This window comes from Variovorax sp. CF079 (assembly GCF_900101545.1).
Taxonomy (GTDB): domain Bacteria; phylum Pseudomonadota; class Gammaproteobacteria; order Burkholderiales; family Burkholderiaceae_C; genus Variovorax.
Window position 1 is genome coordinate 95,287 of the sequence record NZ_FMZU01000011.1, and the last position, 20,871, is coordinate 116,157.

Annotated in this window: 26 protein-coding genes; 13 read left to right on the forward strand and 13 right to left on the reverse strand. The window is 67.6% G+C overall.

Annotated features, from left to right (window positions below):
• Nucleotides 1–62 precede the first annotated feature (62 nt).
• Nucleotides 63–578 (reverse strand): hypothetical protein, encoded by a 516-nt coding sequence (locus BLS74_RS16235; RefSeq protein ID WP_093108025.1) that lies wholly within the window; start codon nt 576–578, stop codon nt 63–65.
• A 219-nt stretch (nt 579–797) separates the two neighbouring features.
• Between BLS74_RS16235 and BLS74_RS16240 the strand changes: the two genes are divergently transcribed.
• A complete protein-coding gene (locus BLS74_RS16240) occupies nt 798–1,244 on the forward strand; it encodes a universal stress protein (protein ID WP_093108027.1) in 447 nt (148 codons plus the stop codon).
• An 18-nt stretch (nt 1,245–1,262) separates the two neighbouring features.
• Here the strand turns inward: BLS74_RS16240 and BLS74_RS16245 are convergent, their stop codons facing one another.
• Nucleotides 1,263–2,135, reverse strand: coding sequence for a hypothetical protein (locus BLS74_RS16245; protein ID WP_093108029.1), 873 nt, complete (start codon nt 2,133–2,135; stop codon nt 1,263–1,265).
• A 130-nt stretch (nt 2,136–2,265) separates the two neighbouring features.
• Nucleotides 2,266–4,608: a YgiQ family radical SAM protein gene (locus BLS74_RS16250; protein ID WP_093108031.1), complete on the reverse strand. Its 2,343-nt coding sequence runs from the start codon at nt 4,606–4,608 to the stop codon at nt 2,266–2,268.
• 165 nt (nt 4,609–4,773) lie between these two features.
• On the opposite strand from BLS74_RS16250, the gene BLS74_RS16255 reads away from it, so the two are divergent.
• Nucleotides 4,774–5,727, forward strand: a complete 954-nt coding sequence (locus tag BLS74_RS16255; RefSeq protein ID WP_093108033.1) for a bifunctional helix-turn-helix transcriptional regulator/GNAT family N-acetyltransferase — start codon at nt 4,774–4,776, stop codon at nt 5,725–5,727.
• Here the strand turns inward: BLS74_RS16255 and BLS74_RS16260 are convergent.
• The 3 genes from BLS74_RS16260 to BLS74_RS16270 form a co-directional block, all read right to left on the reverse strand.
• The gene (locus BLS74_RS16260; protein ID WP_093108035.1) at nt 5,717–6,499 is read right to left on the reverse strand and encodes a 3-hydroxybutyrate dehydrogenase; all 783 of its coding nucleotides are present in this window, start codon (nt 6,497–6,499) and stop codon (nt 5,717–5,719) included. The genes BLS74_RS16255 and BLS74_RS16260 overlap by 11 nt on opposite strands.
• A 103-nt stretch (nt 6,500–6,602) precedes the next feature.
• Nucleotides 6,603–7,802: a patatin-like phospholipase family protein gene (locus BLS74_RS16265; RefSeq protein ID WP_093108037.1), complete on the reverse strand. Its 1,200-nt coding sequence runs from the start codon at nt 7,800–7,802 to the stop codon at nt 6,603–6,605.
• A 44-nt stretch (nt 7,803–7,846) separates the two neighbouring features.
• The gene (locus BLS74_RS16270) at nt 7,847–8,296 is read right to left on the reverse strand and encodes a CHRD domain-containing protein (protein ID WP_093108039.1); all 450 of its coding nucleotides are present in this window, start codon (nt 8,294–8,296) and stop codon (nt 7,847–7,849) included.
• 106 nt (nt 8,297–8,402) lie between these two features.
• Between BLS74_RS16270 and BLS74_RS16275 the strand changes: the two genes are divergently transcribed.
• A complete protein-coding gene (locus BLS74_RS16275; RefSeq protein ID WP_093108041.1) occupies nt 8,403–8,948 on the forward strand; it encodes a DUF924 family protein in 546 nt (181 codons plus the stop codon).
• On the opposite strand, the gene BLS74_RS16280 is transcribed toward BLS74_RS16275, so the two are convergent.
• Nucleotides 8,945–9,835 carry a YihY/virulence factor BrkB family protein gene (locus BLS74_RS16280; protein WP_093108043.1) on the reverse strand — a complete coding sequence of 297 codons (891 nt, stop codon included), beginning with the start codon at nt 9,833–9,835 and terminating at the stop codon, nt 8,945–8,947. The two genes, BLS74_RS16275 and BLS74_RS16280, sit on opposite strands and share 4 nt — an antisense overlap.
• Nucleotides 9,836–9,912: 77 nt before the next feature.
• Between BLS74_RS16280 and BLS74_RS16285 the strand changes: the two genes are divergently transcribed.
• The 7 genes from BLS74_RS16285 to BLS74_RS16310 all read left to right on the forward strand — a co-directional run bounded on the left by BLS74_RS16285 (nt 9,913) and on the right by BLS74_RS16310 (nt 13,758).
• Nucleotides 9,913–10,500: a chromate transporter gene (locus BLS74_RS16285; protein WP_093108045.1), complete on the forward strand. Its 588-nt coding sequence runs from the start codon at nt 9,913–9,915 to the stop codon at nt 10,498–10,500.
• Nucleotides 10,501–10,579: 79 nt separating this feature from the next.
• Nucleotides 10,580–11,179 (forward strand): chromate transporter, encoded by a 600-nt coding sequence (locus tag BLS74_RS16290; RefSeq protein WP_093108047.1) that lies wholly within the window; start codon nt 10,580–10,582, stop codon nt 11,177–11,179.
• 20 nt (nt 11,180–11,199) lie between these two features.
• A complete protein-coding gene (locus BLS74_RS16295) occupies nt 11,200–12,165 on the forward strand; it encodes an aldo/keto reductase (protein WP_093108049.1) in 966 nt (321 codons plus the stop codon).
• 91 nt (nt 12,166–12,256) lie between these two features.
• Nucleotides 12,257–12,427 carry a SoxR reducing system RseC family protein gene (locus BLS74_RS33860; RefSeq protein WP_139191699.1) on the forward strand — a complete coding sequence of 57 codons (171 nt, stop codon included), beginning with the start codon at nt 12,257–12,259 and terminating at the stop codon, nt 12,425–12,427.
• A 121-nt stretch (nt 12,428–12,548) separates the two neighbouring features.
• Nucleotides 12,549–12,986 carry an Hsp20/alpha crystallin family protein gene (locus BLS74_RS16300; protein ID WP_093108051.1) on the forward strand — a complete coding sequence of 146 codons (438 nt, stop codon included), beginning with the start codon at nt 12,549–12,551 and terminating at the stop codon, nt 12,984–12,986.
• Nucleotides 12,987–13,000: 14 nt separating this feature from the next.
• Nucleotides 13,001–13,381: an Hsp20/alpha crystallin family protein gene (locus tag BLS74_RS16305; protein ID WP_212733674.1), complete on the forward strand. Its 381-nt coding sequence runs from the start codon at nt 13,001–13,003 to the stop codon at nt 13,379–13,381.
• Nucleotides 13,382–13,446: 65 nt separating this feature from the next.
• A complete protein-coding gene (locus tag BLS74_RS16310) occupies nt 13,447–13,758 on the forward strand; it encodes a hypothetical protein (protein WP_093108055.1) in 312 nt (103 codons plus the stop codon).
• A 15-nt stretch (nt 13,759–13,773) separates the two neighbouring features.
• Here the strand turns inward: BLS74_RS16310 and rlmB are convergent, their stop codons facing one another.
• Both rlmB and BLS74_RS16320 read right to left on the reverse strand, forming a co-directional pair.
• Complete coding sequence (gene rlmB / locus BLS74_RS16315; protein WP_093108057.1) at nt 13,774–14,526, reverse strand: 23S rRNA (guanosine(2251)-2'-O)-methyltransferase RlmB; 753 nt, start codon at nt 14,524–14,526, stop codon at nt 13,774–13,776.
• A 21-nt stretch (nt 14,527–14,547) separates the two neighbouring features.
• Nucleotides 14,548–15,249: an ABC transporter ATP-binding protein gene (locus BLS74_RS16320; RefSeq protein WP_093108059.1), complete on the reverse strand. Its 702-nt coding sequence runs from the start codon at nt 15,247–15,249 to the stop codon at nt 14,548–14,550.
• A gap of 37 nt (nt 15,250–15,286) precedes the next feature.
• Here BLS74_RS16320 and BLS74_RS16325 point away from each other — a divergent pair, with 37 nt between their 5' ends.
• Nucleotides 15,287–15,919, forward strand: a complete 633-nt coding sequence (locus tag BLS74_RS16325) for an arylesterase (RefSeq protein WP_244503898.1) — start codon at nt 15,287–15,289, stop codon at nt 15,917–15,919.
• 77 nt (nt 15,920–15,996) lie between these two features.
• Here BLS74_RS16325 and BLS74_RS16330 read toward each other — a convergent pair whose 3' ends face one another.
• Both BLS74_RS16330 and BLS74_RS16335 read right to left on the reverse strand, forming a co-directional pair.
• The gene (locus BLS74_RS16330; protein WP_093108061.1) at nt 15,997–16,200 is read right to left on the reverse strand and encodes a hypothetical protein; all 204 of its coding nucleotides are present in this window, start codon (nt 16,198–16,200) and stop codon (nt 15,997–15,999) included.
• A gap of 69 nt (nt 16,201–16,269) precedes the next feature.
• Nucleotides 16,270–17,463: a PLP-dependent transferase gene (locus tag BLS74_RS16335; protein ID WP_093108063.1), complete on the reverse strand. Its 1,194-nt coding sequence runs from the start codon at nt 17,461–17,463 to the stop codon at nt 16,270–16,272.
• Between the two features lie 48 nt (nt 17,464–17,511).
• Between BLS74_RS16335 and BLS74_RS16340 the strand changes: the two genes are divergently transcribed.
• Together BLS74_RS16340 and BLS74_RS16345 are read left to right on the forward strand one after the other, a co-directional pair.
• Nucleotides 17,512–18,327 (forward strand): helix-turn-helix domain-containing protein, encoded by an 816-nt coding sequence (locus BLS74_RS16340; RefSeq protein ID WP_093108270.1) that lies wholly within the window; start codon nt 17,512–17,514, stop codon nt 18,325–18,327.
• Between the two features lie 71 nt (nt 18,328–18,398).
• Nucleotides 18,399–18,842, forward strand: coding sequence for a VOC family protein (locus BLS74_RS16345; RefSeq protein WP_093108065.1), 444 nt, complete (start codon nt 18,399–18,401; stop codon nt 18,840–18,842).
• A 4-nt stretch (nt 18,843–18,846) separates the two neighbouring features.
• Here the strand turns inward: BLS74_RS16345 and BLS74_RS16350 are convergent, their stop codons facing one another.
• On the reverse strand, nt 18,847–19,371 hold the full coding sequence (locus tag BLS74_RS16350) for a phosphoribosyltransferase (protein WP_093108067.1): 525 nt from the start codon (nt 19,369–19,371) through the stop codon (nt 18,847–18,849).
• A gap of 149 nt (nt 19,372–19,520) precedes the next feature.
• Nucleotides 19,521–20,852: an adenylosuccinate synthase gene (locus BLS74_RS16355; protein ID WP_093108069.1), complete on the reverse strand. Its 1,332-nt coding sequence runs from the start codon at nt 20,850–20,852 to the stop codon at nt 19,521–19,523.
• Between the last annotated feature and the right edge of the window lie 19 nt (nt 20,853–20,871).

Consider the following 20,871-nt stretch of genomic DNA (forward strand, 5'->3'; position numbering starts at 1 on the left):
AGTCTAGGAATCCGAGGCCCGCGGCGCCGCTAAGAATTGCTTAAGCAATCCCTCACGAAACCTTAAATTTCGCGAGGCTCGGGCTTCAGGGCGCCGGAAGCCGCAGCTCGCCGAGCTTGCGCTCGAAGCGCAGCAGCCAGATGCGCGTCGGCCGCTCCAGCTCGCTGCCGCGCATGATGCGCGCACCGACCGCGCCCGCCGGGCAGCCGCTGACGATCGCGCGCGAACAGGCGATTGACCACCTTGTCGGCCTTCACGCCGGCCGCGGTGGCTTGCAGATTGGCCAGCGTGAGCGGGGTGATCGCGGCACCGCAGGTCGCGCTGCCGAGCACGAGCGCACCCAGGCTGAAGCGCACCGTCTCGCCTTCCTTGCAGACGAATTCGCCCTTGGCGGAGGTGACTGCCTTGGCGGACGAGCCCGCCATGTAGTCCAGGCCTTCGACGGCGGAATCGAGGAACACGCCGGTGACGCTCTTGGCTGCAGGCGGTGCATCTCCACCGCCCGACGACGGCGCGAAACCGCCCCCGCCCCCGCCTCCCCCGCCGCCGCATGCCGTCGCCACCACGCCGGCAGTCATCGCTGCCAGCCACCCCATCCTCGATCGCTTGTTCATTCTTGTTCCTGCTGGTTCGACCCGCGCACCGTGCGCGAGCCCCGGGGATTAAGGCGAAGCTTTGTGACGCTGCGGTGAAACGCTAGGCTGGCCCGCCTAGAACGCGCCGGACGCCTTGCTCGGCACCGGTCCGCGCATTAACCTGCAAGCAGGGGCGGGGCCCCTCCCGCCCGGGAGACCGCCATGTATGAACGCATACTCGTCGCCACCGACGGTTCCGAGCTCTCGGAACAAGCCGTGACCAGCGCGATCGACCTGGCCATCCTGATGAAAGCCGAACTGGTTGCCGTCAAGGTGGTGCACCACTACCCCACCGGCTATTTCGAGGGCTCGCTGCTCTTGAACCAGATGGAAGTCACGCGCCTGCAGGAACAAGCCGATGCCGAAGCGCAGCGCGTGGTCGATAAGGTGAAGGAAAAGGCGCTGGCCAAGGGCGTCGAGAGCACCAAGGCGGTCGTCATGAAGTCCGAGCTCGTCTCGGAAGCCATCATCGAAGCCGCCCGCAACTTCCGCTGCGATCTGATCGTCATGGCATCGCACGGCCGACGCGGCATCAAGCGCCTGCTGATGGGCAGCGAAACGCTGCACGTCCTGACGCACTCGCACACGCCGGTGCTGGTGCTGCGTTAAGCGGATAACAGGGTCTGGTCAGCGCGCCGCGCCGGCTTCGCGCTGCCGGTCCTCGTGCTTGTGCGCGAGGTAGGTTGCGAGGTCGATCTCGTGCAGCTGCTCCGGATATTGCTCGACGGCTTCGAACCAGCGATGCAAGCGCTTCTCCGAGCGCTTCGCTGCCGGCACCTTGAGGCCGGCCAGGTAGGCATCGAGGGTGAAGAAGTAGCGCATCGCGTTGCGCTCCATCAGGCCGCGCAGTCCGCGGATGTATTCGGGCTGGCCGTTCGGCGCCTTTCCGACCACGGTGAAACCCACCTTGTGGCTGCCGAAGGTCGCGAGGTAGGCCATGGTGGCGTAGCGCGCCATCATGTTGTGGTCGTACGCGTAGCCGAAGTGCAGGAAGGTCTGGCGCTCGCCGAGCGGCGTGGCTTCGAGCATCACGCGGTAGCGGCTGGTGCCGAGCGGCCCTGCTTCCGCGGACAAATCGATCGCCAGGTAGTCGCGCGTGGCGCTGGCGGTGCGATGGGTGAAGGGGAGCTCGAAGGCCTGCTCCACCGGCGTGTCGTAGCGCCGCACCACGCTGAGCGTGAGCACGTCGCCGTCCGGCTGCCGGGCCACGCGGCAACGCCGGTTGTTGATGTGCAGGAGCAGCATCTCGCACCACTGAGACGCATTGCCGAGCGCGGCGCGCACCTCGCCCAACGGGCGATCGACGACGGCATAGATATCGCCTTGGAGCCCGTTCTCCGTTTCCACCGATTCCAGATGCATCGGCCGCTTCAGCGGGCTGCGTGCGAGCTGGCCGGCCAGCTTCTGGTGCAGCTCGCGCAGGGCCTGCGCCGAGCCGGCCTCTTGCGCAATTGCCTGCGCGCCGAGCGCCCAGGCACCCAGCGCGAGCCACAGGACCATGCGAGATACGCAGCGACACGAAGCGGCCAAAAAGCTGTTCATGTCCGACACCATACAACGGCTCGGCTTTCAGCCGCTGCCGGCGCGCCTGCGCCGCATGCGCGAGAGACAGGCTTAGAGGCCGCAGCGCTCAGCGGCTCTTGCGCAGCGGCTTGCCGCGCCCGGCGCCGTTGTCGCGCGGCGGCAGCCCGGTGTGCTGCGTGAGGATGCGGCCCTTGACGGGCTGCACGGGCTTCAACGCGACCGTGGTCGAGTTCTTGCGCCGGGCGCTCTGGTAGCTGCCGTCGGTCAGCGGCTGATAGGTCGGGATCAGGTGGTGCTTGCCGTTGCCGATCAGGTCGGCGCGGCCCATCTTCTTGAGCGCCTCGCGCAGCAGCGGCCAGTTGTTGGCATCGTGGTAGCGCAAAAAGGCCTTGTGCAGGCGGCGGCGCTTGTCGCCGCGCACGATGTCCACCGTCTCGCTCTCGCGGGTGATCTTGCGCAGCGGATTCTTGTTGGTGTGGTACATCGTCGTCGCGGTGGCCATCGGCGACGGATAGAAGGTCTGCACCTGGTCGGCGCGAAACCCGTTCTTCTTGAGCCAGATCGCGAGGTTCATCATGTCCTCGTCGCTGGTGCCCGGATGCGCGGCGATGAAGTAGGGGATCAGGTACTGCTTCTTGCCCGCTTCCGCGCTGAACTTCTCGAACATCTGCTTGAACTTGTCATAGCTGCCGATGCCGGGCTTCATCATCTTGGTGAGCGGGCCCTGCTCTGTGTGCTCGGGCGCGATCTTCAGGTAGCCACCCACATGGTGCTGCACCAGTTCCTTCACGTACTCGGGCGACTGCACGGCCAGGTCGTAGCGCAGCCCCGAACCGATCAGAATCTTCTTGATGCCCTTCAGCGCACGCGCGCGGCGATAGATCTTGATCAGCGGGTCGTGATTGGTGTTGAGGTTCGGGCAGATGCCCGGGTACACGCAGCTGGGCTTGCGGCAGGCCGATTCGATCTCGGGGCTCTTGCAGCCGATGCGGTACATGTTGGCCGTCGGCCCGCCGAGGTCGGAGATGGTGCCGGTGAAGCCTTTCACGCTGTCGCGGATGGCCTCGACCTCCTTGATGATCGATTCTTCCGAACGGCTCTGGATGATGCGGCCCTCGTGCTCGGTGATCGAGCAGAAGGTGCAGCCGCCGAAGCAGCCGCGCATGATGTTCACGCTGAAGCGGATCATTTCCCAGGCCGGGATCTTGGTCGCGCCGTCGTGGCTGCCGTGCTCGTCGGCGTAGCGCGGATGCGGGCTGCGCGCGTACGGCAGGTCGAACACGTGGTCCATCTCTGCCGTGGTAAGCGGGATCGGCGGCGGGTTGATCCAGACGTCGCGCGCGGTCGTGCCCTCGCCATGCGCCTGCACCAGGGCCCGGGCATTGCCAGGGTTGGTCTCGAGGTGCAGCACGCGGTTGGCATGGGCATAGAGCACCGGGTCGGCACGCACCTGCTCGTAGGAAGGCAGGCGGATCACCGAGCGGTCGCGCGGCGGGACCTTGAGCTTGCTGCGACCCTGCAAGGCCGGGTTGGGCACGAAGTTCAGCGGCTTGATGGCTGGGTTGACCGAAGCAGCCGCCTGCGCCGCAGCGGCCACCGCCTCGGCCTCGTCTTCCTTCGCACAGGTCGCGCCATTCGCCTTGGCCTGCTCCGAGACCATCAGGTAGGGGTTCACATGGGCTTCGACGCGGCCGGGCTCATCGACGCTGGTCGAGTCGATCTCGAACCAGCCTCGAGCCGACTCGTCGCCATTACGCCGCACGAATGCGGTGCCGCGCACGTCCGTGATCTGCGCCACGGGCTCGCGCGCGGCCAGGCGGTGCGCGATCTCGACGATCGCGCGCTCGGCATTGCCGTAGAGCAGCAGGTCGCACTTGGCGTCCACCACGATGGATCGGCGCACCTTGTCCTGCCAGTAGTCGTAATGGGCGATGCGGCGCAGCGACCCTTCGATGCCGCCGAGCACGATCGGCACCTCGTTCCAGGCTTCCTTGCAGCGCTGCGAATAGACGATGGCCGCGCGGTCGGGCCGGCCGCCGCCGACGTCGCCAGGCGTGTAGGCGTCGTCGCTGCGGATCTTGCGGTCGGCCGTGTAGCGGTTGATCATCGAATCCATGTTGCCGGCGGTCACGCCGAAGAACAGGTTCGGTTTACCCAGTGCCTTGAAGGGCTCGGCGCTGTGCCAGTCGGGCTGCGCGATGATGCCGACGCGAAAACCCTGCGCCTCCAGCATGCGGCCGATCACCGCCATGCCGAAGCTCGGATGGTCGACGTAGGCGTCGCCGGTGACGATGACGATGTCGCAGCTGTCCCAGCCGAGCGCGTCCATCTCCGCCCGCGAGGTGGGCAGGAATTTCGCCGTGCCGAAGCGGGCTGCCCAGTACTTGCGGTAGCTGGTCAGCGGCTTCGCAGCACGCTGGAAGAAAGAGACGTCGACAGGGGCGTTCATCGGGGGAAGGGGTGGCGGCTGGACATGCCGCGGTGGCCCGTTTTCAGGCAACCGGCGATTTTACGGGTTCGGGGTGGGTCTGTCGCCCTAAAGGCCTTGGCGGGGCGCGAAGGCGAGCCCCGCAAATGCTTGCTAAAGTCAACTATTCAATTGACAATAGCAAGCATGTCCGTCGAAACACCTTTTCTTTCCGACGTCGCCGCCGTCAAGGCGGTGCGCCAGTTCAACCGCTTCTATACGCGCCGCATCGGTGCCCTCGACCCCTACCTGGGCAGCGAGATGTCGCTGACCGACGTGCGCGTGCTCTACGAGCTTGCCCACCGCGAGAGCGCGGTGGCGAGCGAGATCGGCAAGGACCTCGGGCTCGACGGCGGCTACCTGAGCCGCATCCTGCGCCGCTTCGAAAGCGCCGGCTGGCTCACGCGCGAGACGCATCCGAAGGATGCCCGCCAGAGCCTGCTGCGCCTCACGGAGGCCGGCCATGCGGCCTTCGCGCCACTCCAGCAGAAATCGCGCGACGAGGCACGCGCCCTGCTCTCGGCGCTGTCGGCGCCGCAGCAACGCCAGTTGATCGATGCGATGCACACGGTGCAGGCGCTGATCGAACCCGCGGCCAACGCGCCGGCCAAGCCCCGCACCGCCGTGCTGCGCGATCCGGGCCCCGGCGACATCGGCTGGGTAGTGCAGCAGCATGGCGAGATCTATGCGCGCGAGTACGGCTGGAACGGCGAATTCGAAGCGCTGGTGGCCGAGATCGCAGGCCAGTTCCTGCGCAAGTTCCAGCCCGAATGGGAGCGCTGCTGGATCGCCGAGCTCGACGGCGAGCGCGTCGGCGCCGTGTTCCTGATGCGCAAATCGGCCACCGTCGCCCAGCTGCGGCTCCTGATCCTCACGCCGCAGGCGCGCGGCCTGGGCCTGGGCGCCCGGCTCACCGACGAATGCATCGCCTTCGCCCGCCACAAGGGCTACAAGAAGATGCTGCTGTGGACCAACAGCTGCCTGAGCGCCGCACGCGGCATCTACGCTGCGCGCGGCTTCAAGCTGGTCAAGTCCGAGCCCTACGAAGGCTTCGGCCAGCAGCTGGTCGGCGAGACCTGGGAGCTCAAGCTCACTGCATGAACCAGCCGTGGCTCACGACCAGCGACTGCCCGGTAAGCGCATTGGTCGGAAAGGCCGCGAACATCAGCGCCACGCGCGCCACGTCGTCGGTGGTGGTGAACTCGCCATCCACCGTCTCCTTGAGCATCACGTTCTTGATCACCTGCTCCTCGGTGATGCCCAGCGTCTTGGCCTGCTCGGGAATCTGCTTCTCGACCAGCGGCGTGCGCACGAAGCCCGGGCAGATCACGTTGGCGCGCACGCCGTGCCTGGCACCCTCCTTCGCGACCGTCTTGGCCAGCCCGATCAGGCCGTGCTTGGCCGTGACGTAGGGCGCCTTGAGCAGCGAGGCTTCCTTGGAATGCACCGAGCCCATGTAGATCACGCTGCCGCCGCGGCCCTGCGCGTACATGTGCTTGAGGCAGGCCTTGGTGGTGAGGAAGGCGCCATGGAGGTGGATGGCCAGCATCTTCTTCCAGTCGGCGAAGCTGAACTCCTCGACCGGATGCACGATCTGGATGCCGGCATTGCTGATCAGGATGTCGATGCCGCCGAAGGCCTTGGCGGCTTCCTCGACGGCGGCATCGACCTGTTCTTCGCTCGTGACGTCGACGCCGACGCCGATCGCCTGCGCGCCGGCCTCCTTGAGCTCGGCGGCGGTGGCGTCGGCCGCCTGCTTGTTGAGGTCGGCGATCACGATCTTCGCGCCTTCCTGCGCGAACAGGATGGCGATCTCCTTGCCGATGCCGCTGGCCGAACCGGTGATGAAAGCGACCTTGTCCTTGAGTTGCATGGGATCTCCTTGGAATGAAAGGTGAAGAGAGGATGGCGCGTGCAAGCTGCGTGCCTGTGACGCAGCCTGCGCCCGAAGTCTTGAATGAAGCTGACCAGTGCCCTCAGCGACCCGCCGGAATGGCCGGCACCCGCATCGGATGGCGAACGCGCGGCGCGCTGGGCTGGGCCAGGTCGAAGGTGGTCACGCCGTTGACCTGCGAAGCGCTCTGCAGCAATTCCGGATGCTCCAGCGTGTTGCAGATGTCGCGCAGGCCGGACTCCCAGTGCTCGTCGACCGAGGCGCGCGAGAACTCGTAGTCCTTGGAGTCGAGCTCGTAGGGCTTGTCGCGGTAGATCAGGTGCACGATCTCGATCGGCTGGTGCGTCAGCTGGGCGCACACGGCGGCGACGCTGGCGTCCTTGCGCAGCGCGGCGGGCAGCCTGGCGATCAGGTCGGCCACCGCCTGCTGCAGGTTCATGTTCGAGGCCATGGCGTCGGTGTTCATGCGCGTGCGGCTCGAGTAGGTGATGTCCTTCTGCCGCTCCAGGGTCTCGGCCAGCGTGCGCGGCATGATGCCGCGGGCGCTGAACAGGTCGACCTGCAGCACCATCAACGGCTCGCTGCGCGGATGCGTGTCGAGCACGTACTGCAGGGGCGTGTTGGAAACGATGCCGCCGTCCCAGTAGTCCTCGCCCTCGATGTGCACCGGCGCGAAGCCGGGCGGCAAGGCGCCGCTGGCCATGATGTGCTCGGGGCCGATGCGCTGCTTCTTGTTGTCGAAATAGACCGAGTTGCCGCTGCGCACGTTGACCGCGCCCACGCTGAAGCGGATCTCGTCGTCGTTGAGGCGGTCGAAATCCACCAGCCGCTCGAGCGTGGACTTCAAGGGCGCGGTGTCGTAGTAGCTCAGCACCGGCGCCGCGCCGCCGAGCAGCAGCGCCGGGCTGCGGCGCGGCGTGAAGAAGCCCGGCACGCCGAATACCGCGGCGGAGGTGGCGCTCCACTGGTTGAAGAGCGCGCGGTCGCCCCAGCCCGGCGGCAGGCGCTGGGCCGGGCCCGATGAGACGAGATCCCAGAACTCGCGCAGGCGGGCGACGCGCAGCTCGGGCGCGTTGCCGGCGATCAGCGCGGCATTGACCGCGCCGATCGACACGCCGGCCACCCAGTCGAGCTCTTTGTGCTTCTCGAACACGCCTGCGTACACGCCGGCCTGGTAGGCGCCCAGCGCGCCGCCGCCCTGGAGCACCAGGGCTTTCTTGGCGGTCGTGATGTCGACGCGAGGGGTGGAGGGATGCGAGTTCGGTTTTTTGGCGGCGGGCATGGATCAATTTGACACCATGCGCACCGCCGCCGCGGCTCGCAGGGCTACATCTTCGGCAGCATCTGCCCGCGGATTTCGCCCCCAGGATTGGCCGCCGTGTGGATGTTGGCGTACCACTTGCCGGCCATGAGGTCGGCGGCCTGGGCCGGCGTCAGCGTGGCCTGGCCCTCGATCGGGCTGGCCGGACTCGCGAAGGGCAGCACGATGCCCGCATTGTCGCCGGCGGCGGCCGGACCGTGGAAGTGCGCCGCGGTGGCCGGACCGCTCAAGCCGGTATAGACGATCTTGTACTTGAGGACATTGGTGTCCTTGTTCAGCCAGGCCTCGGCCAGGCCGCTGCCGCGCGTCATGTTGGGGGGCACCTGGCTGGCCGCATTCATGCTGCCGCTGAAGCTCGCCGTGTTGGACTTCGACATCATTCCGCAGCCCGCGAGTATCGCGGTCGCGGCGCCAGCCACGAGGGCCATGCGCAAGAGGGTGCCATATTTGTTCATTGCGAATCTCCGTCAGTTTCAAGAGCACCCAGCATAGACAGCGCCCGGCGCGCAGCGTGTCGGCCACGAGCCCGACTTCGGGGCACCCGATGGCATCATCGAGCCCATGAAATCCCTGCCTACAGCCCACGATGTCGCGACCTTCTGGACCGAGGCAGGACCGAAGCGCTGGTTCGCCAAGGACGAGGCCTTCGATGCCGAATTCAAGTCGCGCTTCGAAGCCGCCCACCATGCCGCCGCCACCGGAGCGCTCGACGCCTGGGCAGCCGATGCCGAAGGCGCGCTCGCCCTCATGGTGCTGCTCGACCAGTTCCCGCGCAACGCGTGGCGCAACAGCGCCCACATGTTCGCCACCGACGGCAAGGCGCGCGCGATCGCGGGTACGGCGATCGAGGCCGGCCTGGACCAGCAGGTCGAAGCCGCGCTGCGGCCCTTCTTCTACCTGCCCTTCATGCATTCGGAATCGCTCCAGGACCAGGAGCGCTCCGTCGAACTGAATGCCGCGCTCGACGCCAACACGCAGCGCTACGCGGTGCTGCACCGGGACATCATTGCGCGCTTCGGCCGCTTTCCCCATCGCAACAAGGCGCTGGGCCGCGAGACCACGCCGGAGGAGCAGTCGTTCCTCGATGAGGGCGGCTTTGCGGGCTAGGCTCGCGTCGGCGACGAAGGCGCATCGGGGCGCGCGACGCCGCGCAGCGATCCGTACTTGTGCGCGTAGACCCAGGTGAACTCGGCGCCGAGCAGGAAGATCTGCGCCGAGTAGTAGACCCACACCAGCACCACCACCAGCGAACCCGCGGCGCCGTAGCCCGAGGCCACGCTGCTCTTGCCGATGTACAGGCCGATCAGGTGCTTGCCCACGGCGAACAGCAGCGCCGTGACCGCGGCCCCCACCCACACGTCGCGCCATTGCACGCGCACGCGCGGCATGATCTTGTAGATCATCGCGAAGCCGACCGTCACCATCGCGAAGCTGAAGACGAAGTTGACCGCTTGCGCGAGCGTCGCCCAGCCGCCGAAGACCGGTGCCCACCACTTGCTGAGCGCAGCCAGCGCCGCGCTGGCCACCAGCGACACCATCAGCAGGAAGCCAATCCCCATGATCATGCCGAAGGACAGCAGGCGCACCCGCAGCAGGCTCAAGAGACCGCTGCTCTCGTCGCGCGCGGGGGCGCGCCAGATGCGGTCGAGCGCATCCTGCAGTTCGCCGAACACCGTGGTCGCGCCGATCACCAGCAAGGCGATGCCGATCACGGTGGCGATGATGCCTTCCTTCGGCTTGTTGACGGCCTCCAGCATGCCCTGCACCGCCCGCGCGCCCTGCTCGCCCATGAGGCCCGAGAGCTGCGTCATGATCTCGCCGCGCGCCGCTTCCTGGCCGAACACCAGGCCGGCCACCGAGATCACGATCAGCAGCAGGGGCGCCACCGAGAACACCGTGTAGTAGGCCAGTGCCGCGCCCATGCTCGGCGCGTAGTCGGCCTTCCAGGACATGAGGGCCTGCTTGCAGAGATCGAAGAGTTCGCGCGGCTGCATGGCGCGAGTGTCGCAGCATGCGCAGCGCCGGCGTGTCGGCAAACGGCCCGCCCGACCTGCCCCGATAATCGAGCGCGATGCACCCGGCCCCTACCGATGCGGCGGCACCCGACCGCCCGCAACCCCGATCCGCCCGCGACCTCTTCGTTTCGTTCACCTGGCTCGCATTGCAGGGCTTCGGCGGCGTGCTCGCGATCGTGCAGCGCGAGATGGTCGAGAAGAAGCGCTGGCTCACGGCCGACGAATTCCTCGAGGACTGGGCAGTCGCCCAGGTGCTGCCGGGGCCGAACGTGATCAACCTGGCGCTGATGATCGGCGACCGCTACTTCGGCCTGCGCGGCGCCGTGGCCGCGGTGGCCGGCATGCTGACCGTGCCGCTGGTCGTGATCCTCGCGCTGGCCGTGCTCTACGCCCACTACGCCGGCAACCCGCAGGTCGCCGGCGCCTTGCGCGGCATGGGCGCGGTGGCCGGCGGGCTGATCGCCGCCACCGGTATCAAGCTGATCCCGGCGCTGCGCCGGCATCCGCTCGGCTTCGGCGCCTGCCTGGGCTTCGTGGCCCTGGTCTTCGCTGCCATCGCGTTCGCGCGCATTCCGCTCGGATGGGTGCTGCTGGCGGTGGGCGGCGTGGCCTGCGTGTGGACCTGGCGAAAGATCGGACCATGAGCATCGCCGGGCCGCCCCAAGATGCGAGAGCCCCCTCGGGGGGCAGCGAGCACACGCCAGTGCCGAGCGTGGGGGCCACATGACCATTGCCATGCACTGGCACGACTGGCTGGCCCTTTTCGGCCAGTACCTGCTGCTCTCGCTGCTCTCGATCAGCGGCGCCATCACCACCGTGCCCGACATGCACCGCTACCTGGTCGCGCAGCACGGCTGGCTCAGCGACGCGCAGTTCAGCTCCTCGGTCGCGATCGCGCAGGCCGCGCCGGGGCCCAACGTGCTCTTCGTGGCGCTGATGGGGTGGAACGTGGGCCTCAATGCCGGCGGCGGCATCGGCGCCGGCCCGCAGGCCTGGGGGCTCGGCCTGCTCGGACTCGCGATCACGATGGTCGGCATCATGCTGCCGAGCACCACGCTGACCTACGTCGCGACGCGCTGGGGCCATCGCAACCGCACGCGGCGCGAGGTGCGCGCCTTCAAGCAGGGCATGGCGCCGGTGGTGGTGGGCCTGCTGATCGCGACCGGCTGGGTGCTCGCCGCCGGTAACCATGGCGGCGGTGCGCCCGCCTGGCACCTCTGGCTGCTGACCGGCGTGGCAGCATTTATCGTCTGGCGCACCCGCATCCATCTGCTCTGGCTGCTCGGTGCCGGGGCGCTGCTGGGCGCGCTGGGCTTCATCTGAGTCTTCAAGGAAAGCATCCCATGCAACTTCGCCCCCTCGGCCGCTCCGGCCTCCAGGTCTCGCCGCTCGCCTTCGGCGGCAACGTCTTCGGCTGGACCGTCGACGAGGCGCTCTCTTTCCGGCTGCTCGATGCCTGGCTCGACGCCGGCTTCAACTTCGTCGACACCGCCGACGTCTACTCGAGCTGGGTGCCGGGCCACAGCGGCGGCGAATCGGAAACCATCATCGGCAAGTGGCTGCGCCAGACCGGCAAGCGCAACCGCGTGGTGCTCGCGACCAAGGTCGGCAAGCCGATGGGCGAAGGCAAGAAAGGGCTTTCGCCGGCCTACATCCGCGAGGCGGTCGATGCGTCGCTCACGCGCCTCAAGACCGACCACATCGACCTCTACCAGTCGCACGACGACGATGCCGAGACGCCGCTGGCCGACACGCTCGGCGCCTTCGCCGACCTGATCAAGGCCGGCAAGGTGCGCGCCATCGGCGCCTCGAACTACAGCGCGCCGCGGCTTGCGGACGCGCTCGACGTCGCCGAGCGCGAAGGCCTACCGCGCTACGAGAGCCTGCAGCCGCTCTACAACCTCTACGACCGCGCCGTGTTCGAGGACGCGCTGGAACCACTGTGCCTCGAACGCGGCGTCGGCGTGATCAACTTCTACGCGCTCGCGGCCGGCTTCCTCACGGGCAAGTACCGCAGCGAGGCCGACGCCGCCAAGAGCGCGCGCGGCGCGAACACCACGAAGAAGTACCTCAACCCGCGCGGCCTGCGCATTCTGGCCGCGCTCGATGCGGCGGCCAATGCATATGGCGCGACGCCGGGCCAGGTCGCGATCGCCTGGCAGATCGCGCGCCCCTCCATCACGGCACCCATCGCGAGCGCCACTTCGCAGAAGCAGCTCGACGAGTTGGTGGCCGCGGCCAGCCTTGCGCTCGATGCCGAAACCATCGCCGCGCTCGACGCCGCGAGCGCCGAGACCGCGGCGCGGTAGGCACCCTCCCACACGCATTGGCGGCACCAGCCGCCGTGCCTGGCCGATTCCCCGGACACACTGGCTCGATCCAAACATCGGAGAGAGAACCATGTCCTTTGCGCTCTACCTGATCGGTTTTCTGATCTTCCTGGCCGGCGTGGCCTGGGGCGCCTCGGTGGCCGGCGTGCCGACGCTCTACATCGGCATCGGCGCGCTCATCCTGCTCGGCATCGGCATCTTCACCGCCGTGGGGCGCACGCGCAGCAAGGATCCTTCCTGAGCTTTTTTTAGCGCTGCCCCGCTCTTGAAATCCGCGCGGGCCGCTCCTACCTCCTTGACCGGAAGCGCCGGAGGCGTCTCCGGCGCTCCGTTTGTCTCTTCAGCCAAATGGAGGTTTCGCCATGTATCGATCCCTGTTCCCTCGCGATCTGTTCGCCGAGATGGATCGCCTGCAACGCGAAATGCAGCAGGCCTTCGATCTGTCTCCGAGCATCCGAGGTTTGGGCCGCGGCGGTTTCCCGGCCCTGAACGTCGGCGGCACGCCGCAAACGGTAGAAATCTACGCCTTCGCCCCCGGCATTGATCCGGCCACGCTCGAGGTCCAGCTCGACCGTGGCTTGCTGACCATTGCCGGCGAGCGCAAGTCGTTGCTGCCGGAAGACGATTCGCCTTCCACCGTGCACATCCACGAGCGTTTTGCGGGCAGCTTCCGCCGCGTTCTCACGCTGCCGGAAGACGCAGACCCCGACGCCGTTGACGCCAAGTACCGCGACGGCATCTTGCACATCACGATCCAGCGGCGCGCTTCCGCGCAGCCCCGTCGCATCGCCATCCAATGAAAGGAGCACTTGCCATGAACGAGCTTGACACCCTCGCCCGCAAGGACAAGGCGGGCTACGGCGAGGCGGCGCTCACGCCGCCGGTGGACGTGGTGGAGGACAGCACCGGCATCACGCTCTATGCCGATCTGCCCGGCGTCTCCAAGGACAAGCTGCGGCTCCAGGTGGAGTCCGACACGCTCACCATCGACGCCGAGTCGGACCTGGCCGTCCCCGAAGGCCTGCAATCGAGCCACGCCGAGGTCGGCCTCGCGCGCTTCCACCGCGTCTTCACGCTGAGCAGGGAGCTCGACACCGAGAAGGTCTCGGCCGAGCTGGCCAACGGCGTGCTGACGCTGCGCATCCCCAAGGTGGAACAGGCGCAGCCGCGGCGCATCGACGTCAAGGTAGCCTGAGCGCTCGGACCGCCCCCGGCGGTCAAAGTGCAAAGTAGGCCCATGCGGAAGGTTTAAGCTTCCGCATGGATCAATTCGGCCATCGGAACAAAAAGACCTTGAGCGAGGAAATCATGAATGAAGACGGCGAAGTCAAACGCTTCGTCTATGCGGACTGGGAGATTCGCGTCTGCCTGAATGCCCTGGGGGTCGATGGTCAGACGGCCGGACATGCCGATCTGTGGCGAGAAGGAGCCCACCTGTGCCGCGTTGCGCTGTCGGGCCGCTTTGAGGACGACGCGCAGGCCTGTGACGCCTTGGAACGCAAGGCCAGGGATTGGGTCGACGACTGGAGTTCCCGCGACCACACCGGCAACACCGGCTTCGTCAGCCTTTAGGGCCTGAACGGGCCCCTAAGCCGCGAGGCTGCGCTGCCGCATCGCTTCGTAGAGGCACACCCCGCTCGCGACCGAGACATTGAGGCTCTCTACCGCACCGGCCATCGGAATGCTCACCAGCTCGTCGCAGGTCTTGCGCGTGAGCTGCCGCATGCCCTCGCCCTCGGCGCCCAGCACCAGCGCGAGCGGGCGCTTCAGGTCACTCTGGTAGAGCGTGCCCGGCGCGTCGTCGCTGGTGCCGACACACCAGATGTTGCGTTCCTTGAGTTCGCCCAGCGTGCGCGCGAGGTTGGTCACCATGAAGTACGGCACCGTCTCGGCCGCGCCGCTCGCCACCTTGGCCACGGTGGCGTTGATGCCGGCCGCATGGTCCTTGGGGGCGATCACCGCATGCGCGCCCGCGCCGTCGGCCACCCGCAGGCAGGCGCCCAGGTTGTGCGGGTCGGTGACGCCGTCGAGCACCAGCAGCAAGGGCACCGTGCCGGCCGCCTCGAGGCCTTCGAGCAGCTCGTCGAGCGAGTGGGTCTGCGGGATCGGCTCCACGCGCGCAGCGACGCCCTGGTGGCCATGGCTGCCGCTGAGCTTGGCCAGGCGCAGGCCGTCGGCCTCGACCAGCCGCACGCCGGCCTCCTGGGCCCGGGCGACGAACTGCCGCATGCGCGCATCGCGCCGGCTGGCATCGAACAGCACCTCGATCACCGATTTGGGCGCGGTCTTGATGCGCACGCCCACGGCATGGAAGCCGAAGATCACTTTGGGGGAAGACATGTGGGGATTATCGAGCCGGGCTCACACCCCGTTCTCGTCCCCGGGGACCACGCGCCCGGCCTCGATCGTGATGCGGCGCTCGCACTGCGCGGCGATGCCGCGGTCGTGCGTCACGAGCACGAGCGTGGTGCCGAGCTCGCGGTTGAGGTCGAACATCAGCCGCATCACCTGCTCGCCGGTCGCGAAGTCGAGGCTGCCGGTGGGCTCGTCGGCCAGGAGCAGCGCCGGCTGCACGACGAAGGCGCGGGCCAGCGCCACGCGCTGCTGCTCGCCGCCCGAAAGCACCTTGGGATAGTGGCCCAGGCGCTGGCCGAGGCCGACGCGGCCGAGCATCTCGGTGGCGGCCTTGCGTGCGTCGCGGCGGTCGGCCAGTTCGAGCGGCAGCATCACGTTCTCGAGCGCGCTCAGGTTGCCGAGCAGCTGGAAGCTCTGGAACACGAAGCCGACCTTGCGGGCGCGCAGCGCGGCGCGCTCGTCCTCGTCGATCGCGAACAGGTCTTCGCCCGCGAGCCTCACCGTGCCGCGGGTGGGTGTGTCGAGGCCAGCGACGATCGACAGCAGCGTGCTCTTGCCCGAGCCCGAAGCGCCGACGATGGCGGCCGTCTCCCGGGCGCCCAGCGTGAAGTCGATGTCCTGCAGAATGTCCAGCGTGCCGGCGGAGTCGGTGACAGACTTGAAAACATGTTCGACGGCAACAATTGCTTCGGATCGGGTACTGGACATTGAAAGGTTTCGCGTGGTGAATCGACGTCACTTTATCTTGACCGGTGCGCTCGCCGGCAGTGCGGGGTCATGGCTCCATGCCCAGGCCCAGCCCGCGGCCGGCAGGAAGCCCGTGATTCTCGTCGTCGGCGACTCGCTTTCCGCCGAATACGGCCTCAAGCGCGGCGAGGGCTGGGTCCCGCTGCTGGAGAAGCGGCTGGCCGAACAGAAGATCGCCGCTACCGTGATCAATGCCAGCATCAGCGGCGACACCACGGCCGGCGGCCGCGCCCGGCTGGCGGGCCTGCTCGCGCAGCACAAGCCGACGCACATGGTGCTGGAGCTGGGCGCCAACGACGCGCTGCGCGGCCTGCCGCTCGCCAGCACCGAAGACAACCTGACGCAGATGACCAAGGCGGCGCAGGCCGCCGGCGTGCAGGTGCTGATCGTCGGCATCCAGGTGCCTCCCAACTACGGCCGTGACTACACGCGGCGCTTCGAAGCGGTCTTCACCAAGGTGGCGGGCAGCACCAAGGCTGCGCTCGTGCCTTTTCTGCTGAAGGGCGTGGCGGACGGCCCCGACGCGGCGGGCCTGTTCCAGGCCGACCGCATCCATCCGACGGCCGCGGCCCAGCCGCGCATGCTGGACAACGTGTGGCCGGCGTTGCGCAAGCTGCTCGCCGGCATGTGACCTGAAAAGGAAAAAGCCGCCGCAGGCCCTGCCCGCGGCGGCTTTTTCGTGGGTACCGTGAATCCGGCTCGAACGGATCAGCCGTTCTTGGTCGGCAGATTCGGGATGGTGGGCGGATCGTGCTCCAGCGAGGCCACATCGGTTTCCGGATCGCCCTGGGCCAGGCCTTCGCTGCTCGGGCTGAGCTTGCGGGCGGCCTTTTCCCGCAGCTTGTCTTCCTTCTTCTTTTTCTTGGCCAACTCCTTCTGGCGCTTCTCGTAGCCGTAATTGGGTGTTGCCACTGCTTCTCCTTGAGGCGAGGCAGTCACGATGACTGCACGTGTCCGACTGTACGCGATAACCGGCGCGCTTCAGAGGGCCGCGAGGGCCTGTTCGAGGTCGGCGCGCAGGTCGTCCACGTCCTCCAGCCCGACTGAAAAGCGCACCAGCGTGCCCTTGTGCGGCCAGCGCGCAACGCTGGCATCGCGCATGAGGCCGATGTCGTAGGGCACGACCAGGCTGATCGGCCCGCCCCAGGAATAACCAAGCCGAAAAAGTTTCAGGCTGTCACAGAAACGATCGACCTGCTCGGCGCTGTAGCGGGCATCGAACACCACCGAGAACAGGCCGGCCGCGAGGTCGCTCGCGCCGCACAGCCGCAGCCAGTGCGCATGGCCCGGCGAGCCCTCGAGCGCCGGATGCAGCACCTGCGCGATCTCTGCACGGCCGTCGAGCCACATGGCGAGTTCGCGCGCGCTGCGGTCGTGCGCCTGGTAGCGCAGCGCGATGCTCGGCAGCGAACGCAGCAGCGTCTCGACATCGCCGACGCCGATGCCCAAGCCCATGCGCATGTGGCTCAACTTGAGCGCGCGGTGCAGCCGCTCGTCGCGGGTGATGACGCTGCCCATCAGCACGTCGCCGCCGCCGCTGGGGTACTTGGTGAGCGCCTGGACCGAGATGTCGACGCCCTGCCCGCTGCCGTTGAAATCGAAGGGCGCAAAGGCGAGACCGGCGCCCCAGGTGTTGTCGAGCGCCGTGATCACGCCGCGCGCGCGGCAGGCGCCCACGAGCGCCGGCAGGTCCGGGAATTCCATCGTGACCGAACCCGCGGCCTCGACCCAGACCAGCCTGGTGCGATCCGACAGCTTGGCCGCGAGGTCAGCCGGATTCATCGCGTCATACAGCCTGTGGGTGATGCCGAAGTTGGCCAGCTCGCCGTTACACAGCGCCTTGTTCGGGCCGTAGGCGTTGTCGGGGATCAGCACCTCGTCGCCGGTCTTCAGGAAGGCAAAGGCCACCAGCGCGATGGCTGCCAGCCCGCTGGGCGCGAGCAGGCATTCGGTGCCGCCTTCCAGCGTGGCGAGCCGCTCCTCGAGCGTGAAGGTGGTCGGCGTGCCGTGCAGGCCGTAGGTGTAGCCGGCCTTGGTCTTCCAGTCGCGCGCGCGCATCGCCGCGACGTCGGCGAAGAACACGGTGGAAGCCTTGAACACGCCGGGCAGGGGCGCGGCGAATTTCGCGGGCGGGGTGTAGGGATGGTGGATCAGGTCGGTGATGGGCTTTCGCATGCCGCCATGCTAGTCGACGCGAAAAGCCGGGTGCCGGACAATGGCCCGATGCTGCTGACGCGCGCTCCCGCCTCCTGGCTGCGGCCTTACGTCCGATCGATGTGGGCGATGGTGCCTGCCGCCACGGTGTCGAACACGCCGCTGCGCGAACACGTGCTGCCGACCGGCGACATGCACCTGGTCTTCCGGCTCTCCGGCCCGCCGCTGCGGCTGTTCGCCGATGCCGAGGACCGCACTGGTTACACGGTGGGCTATGCGATCGTGGGCGGCGCGCGTTCGGCCTTCTACGCGCGCGACGTGTCGGGCGCGACGCATTCTGTGGGTGCGCAGCTGCGGCCCGGCGCGGCCCGCGCGCTGTTCGGCCTGCCCGCTCATGAACTGGCCGAACGCCACACGCCGCTCGATGCGCTCTGGGGCACAGCGGCCGCGCATGCCCTCGAACGCATTCATGCGGCCGACGCCCTCGAAGCGCAACTGGAAGTCTTCGAGGCCCTGCTGACCGAGCGCCTGCGGTCCCGCCCGCAAGCCATGCACCCCGCCATCGCGCAGGCCCTGGCCCGGCTCGGCGGCGGCGCGCCCATCGGCGAACTGGTAGCAGCCAGCGGCTACAGCCACCGGCGTTTCATCTCGCTGTTCCGGGACGCTGCCGGGCTCCCGCCCAAGCGCCTGGAACGGGTGCTGCGCTTCCAGCGCGTGATGGCCGCATGGACCGGCGCGCACACCCTGCCCTGGGTCGACCTCGCCCTGCAGGCCGGCTACAGTGACCAGCCCCATTTCAACCGCGACTTCCTTGAGATCACCGGCATGACGCCGCAGGCCTATGCCCGAGCCGCGCCCGCTTCGCCGAATCACGTGCGCGCCTGAAGTCAATTTCCTTCAAGACGGATAGCGTGCGGCATGCGCAAAATCGCGACCAGACCCCACAGGAGACTCCGATGGCCACCCACGAACTGTTTGCCTACCTCTGCGTGAACGACACCGCGGCGGCGATCGCCTACTACGGCGAGGTGTTCGGCGCGCGCGAGAAGTTCAGGCTGACCGAGCCCGGCGGCCGCATCGGCCATGCCGAGCTCGACTTCGACGGCGCGACGCTGATGCTCAGCGACGAGTTTCCGGAGTACGGCATCCTTGGCGCCAAGGCGATCGGCGCCACCGCCGTCACCATCCACCTGCACGTGGACGATGCAGACGCCGTGATCGAGCGCGCGCTGAAGGCCGGCGCCACGCTCGAGATCCCGATACAGGACCAGTTCTACGGCGAGCGCTCCGGCTCGTTCCGCGATCCCTTCGGACATCGCTGGAACGTCGGCCACAGCATCGAGGAGGTGTCGACCGACGAGATGCAGCGGCGCTACACCGCGATGCTGAAAGCGGACTGAGCCCTTAGACGGACCACTTCTCCAGCAGCTTCCCGGCGCCCATGGAGTCATAGCCTTCGAAAGGCTGATGGATCCATGGGTTGGTCTGCAGGAACTCGACCGAATAGTCCGGCGTGAAGGTCGACAAGGCCTTGGTCCAGATCACGGCGCTGCGCAGCTCGGTGATCGGCGGGTACTTGGTCCTGAGCATGTCCACCACGGCATGCAGCGTGTAGCCCGAGTCGGCGAGGTCGTCGACCAAGAGCACCTTGCCGGCGATCTCGCCCTTGGGCGTGGTGATGTAGCGCGCGATGTCCAGGTGGCCCTGGATCGTGCCGGCATCGGCGCGGTAGGAGCTGGTGGACATGATCGCCAGCGGCTTGTCGAAGATGCGCGACAGCACATCGCCCGGCCGCATGCCGCCGCGCGCCAGGCACAGGATGGTGTCGAACTCCCAGCCGGACTGGTGCACCTTGATCGCGAGCTTCTCGATCAGGTTGTGGTACTCGTCGTAGCTCACGTAAAGGTGTTTGCCGTCTTCGGTCAACATGCGCTCTTCTCCATCATTGCTTCGGTAGGGGTCTCGATGTCTTCGCGGGAAACACCGCGGAACCGGCTTTGCCGGCCCGCTGGTGTTGCCCCCTGCAAGGGGGTTGGCGGAGCGACACGAGGTGCGCGCAGCCTGGGGGTGTGCGTCATTCAGTCGGCGAGATAGGGGTGGCGCATCATGATCGTGTGATCGCGGTCCGGGCTGGTCGACACCATGTGGATCGGCACGCCCGTGACCTGCTCGATGCGCTGCAGGTAGAGCCTCGCGTTGACCGGCAGCTTGTCATACTGGGTGATACCCACCGTGCTCTCGCTCCAACCCTCGAGCTTCTCGTAGACCGGCGTGCAGCGCTCGATTTCGTCGGCGCCCATCGGCAGGATGTCGGTGTACTCGCCGTCGAGCTGGTAGCCGGTGCACAGCTGCAACTCCTCGAGGCCGTCGAGCACGTCGAGCTTGGTGATGCACAGGCCGCTCAGGCCGTTGACCTGCGCCGAGCGCTTGAGCAGCGCCGCGTCGAACCAGCCGCAGCGGCGGCTTCGGCCGGTGGTCACGCCCTTCTCGGCGCCGACCGTGCTCAGGTGGTAGCCGACGGTGCCCGGCGTCGCCCAGTCGAGCTCGGTCGGGAAGGGCCCGCCGCCGACGCGCGTGCAGTAGGCCTTGGTGATCCCGAGCACGTAGTGCAACATGCCCGGACCGACGCCCGAGCCGGCGGCCGCATTGCCCGCCACGCAGTTGCTGGAGGTCACATAGGGATAGGTGCCGTGGTCGACGTCGAGCAAGGTGCCCTGCGCGCCTTCGAACAGCAGGTTGGCGCCGGCGCGGTGCGCGTCGTTGAGCTCGCGCGAGACGTCGGCCATCATGGGCCTGAGCAGCTCGGCATGGCGCATCGCCTCGTCGTAGACGGCATCGAACTCGATCGCGGGCGCGCTCAGCACTTGCGTCAGCACGTGGTTGTGCAGCTCGAGCAGCACGCGCAGCTTGGCGGCGAAGCGCTCGGGATGCTTCAGGTCCTGCACGCGCAGCGCGCGGCGCGCGATCTTGTCCTCGTAGGCCGGGCCGATGCCGCGGCCGGTGGTGCCGATCTTCTCGACGCCGCCCTTCTCGCGGTAGGTCTCGCGCGCGATGTCGAGCGCCGCATGGAAAGGCAGGATCAGCGGGCAGGCTTCGCTGATGCGCAGGCGCGATCGCACCTCGACGCCGGCCTTTTCCAGCCCTTCGATCTCCTCGAACAGCTTGGCCGCCGAGAGCACCACGCCGTTGCCGATGTAGCACTTGACGCCGGGGCGCATGATGCCGCTCGGGATCAGGTGCAGCGCGGTCTTGACGCCGTTGATGACCAGCGTGTGGCCCGCGTTGTGGCCGCCCTGGAAGCGCACGACGCCCTGCGCGCTCTCGGTCAGCCAGTCGACCAGTTTGCCCTTGCCCTCGTCGCCCCATTGGGTGCCGACGACGACCACGTTTCGTCCGGTGGTAACGCTCATGATGTTCCGCTTAAGAAGA

Bases quoted from the DNA above. Each gene is read 5' to 3' on its own strand.
- BLS74_RS16235 (WP_093108025.1), bottom strand. From the start codon at position 578: ATGACTGCCGGCGTGGTGGCGACGGCATGCGGCGGCGGGGGAGGCGGG.
- BLS74_RS16240 (WP_093108027.1), top strand. From the start codon at position 798: ATGTATGAACGCATACTCGTCGCCACCGACGGTTCCGAGCTCTCGGAA.
- BLS74_RS16245 (WP_093108029.1), bottom strand. From the start codon at position 2,135: ATGGTCCTGTGGCTCGCGCTGGGTGCCTGGGCGCTCGGCGCGCAGGCA.
- BLS74_RS16250 (WP_093108031.1), bottom strand. From the start codon at position 4,608: ATGAACGCCCCTGTCGACGTCTCTTTCTTCCAGCGTGCTGCGAAGCCG.
- BLS74_RS16255 (WP_093108033.1), top strand. From the start codon at position 4,774: ATGTCCGTCGAAACACCTTTTCTTTCCGACGTCGCCGCCGTCAAGGCG.
- BLS74_RS16260 (WP_093108035.1), bottom strand. From the start codon at position 6,499: ATGCAACTCAAGGACAAGGTCGCTTTCATCACCGGTTCGGCCAGCGGC.
- BLS74_RS16265 (WP_093108037.1), bottom strand. From the start codon at position 7,802: ATGCCCGCCGCCAAAAAACCGAACTCGCATCCCTCCACCCCTCGCGTC.
- BLS74_RS16270 (WP_093108039.1), bottom strand. From the start codon at position 8,296: ATGAACAAATATGGCACCCTCTTGCGCATGGCCCTCGTGGCTGGCGCC.
- BLS74_RS16275 (WP_093108041.1), top strand. From the start codon at position 8,403: ATGAAATCCCTGCCTACAGCCCACGATGTCGCGACCTTCTGGACCGAG.
- BLS74_RS16280 (WP_093108043.1), bottom strand. From the start codon at position 9,835: ATGCAGCCGCGCGAACTCTTCGATCTCTGCAAGCAGGCCCTCATGTCC.
- BLS74_RS16285 (WP_093108045.1), top strand. From the start codon at position 9,913: ATGCACCCGGCCCCTACCGATGCGGCGGCACCCGACCGCCCGCAACCC.
- BLS74_RS16290 (WP_093108047.1), top strand. From the start codon at position 10,580: ATGACCATTGCCATGCACTGGCACGACTGGCTGGCCCTTTTCGGCCAG.
- BLS74_RS16295 (WP_093108049.1), top strand. From the start codon at position 11,200: ATGCAACTTCGCCCCCTCGGCCGCTCCGGCCTCCAGGTCTCGCCGCTC.
- BLS74_RS33860 (WP_139191699.1), top strand. From the start codon at position 12,257: ATGTCCTTTGCGCTCTACCTGATCGGTTTTCTGATCTTCCTGGCCGGC.
- BLS74_RS16300 (WP_093108051.1), top strand. From the start codon at position 12,549: ATGTATCGATCCCTGTTCCCTCGCGATCTGTTCGCCGAGATGGATCGC.
- BLS74_RS16305 (WP_212733674.1), top strand. From the start codon at position 13,001: ATGAACGAGCTTGACACCCTCGCCCGCAAGGACAAGGCGGGCTACGGC.
- BLS74_RS16310 (WP_093108055.1), top strand. From the start codon at position 13,447: ATGGATCAATTCGGCCATCGGAACAAAAAGACCTTGAGCGAGGAAATC.
- rlmB (WP_093108057.1), bottom strand. From the start codon at position 14,526: ATGTCTTCCCCCAAAGTGATCTTCGGCTTCCATGCCGTGGGCGTGCGC.
- BLS74_RS16320 (WP_093108059.1), bottom strand. From the start codon at position 15,249: ATGTCCAGTACCCGATCCGAAGCAATTGTTGCCGTCGAACATGTTTTC.
- BLS74_RS16335 (WP_093108063.1), bottom strand. From the start codon at position 17,463: ATGCGAAAGCCCATCACCGACCTGATCCACCATCCCTACACCCCGCCC.
- BLS74_RS16340 (WP_093108270.1), top strand. From the start codon at position 17,512: ATGCTGCTGACGCGCGCTCCCGCCTCCTGGCTGCGGCCTTACGTCCGA.
- BLS74_RS16345 (WP_093108065.1), top strand. From the start codon at position 18,399: ATGGCCACCCACGAACTGTTTGCCTACCTCTGCGTGAACGACACCGCG.
- BLS74_RS16350 (WP_093108067.1), bottom strand. From the start codon at position 19,371: ATGTTGACCGAAGACGGCAAACACCTTTACGTGAGCTACGACGAGTAC.
- BLS74_RS16355 (WP_093108069.1), bottom strand. From the start codon at position 20,852: ATGAGCGTTACCACCGGACGAAACGTGGTCGTCGTCGGCACCCAATGG.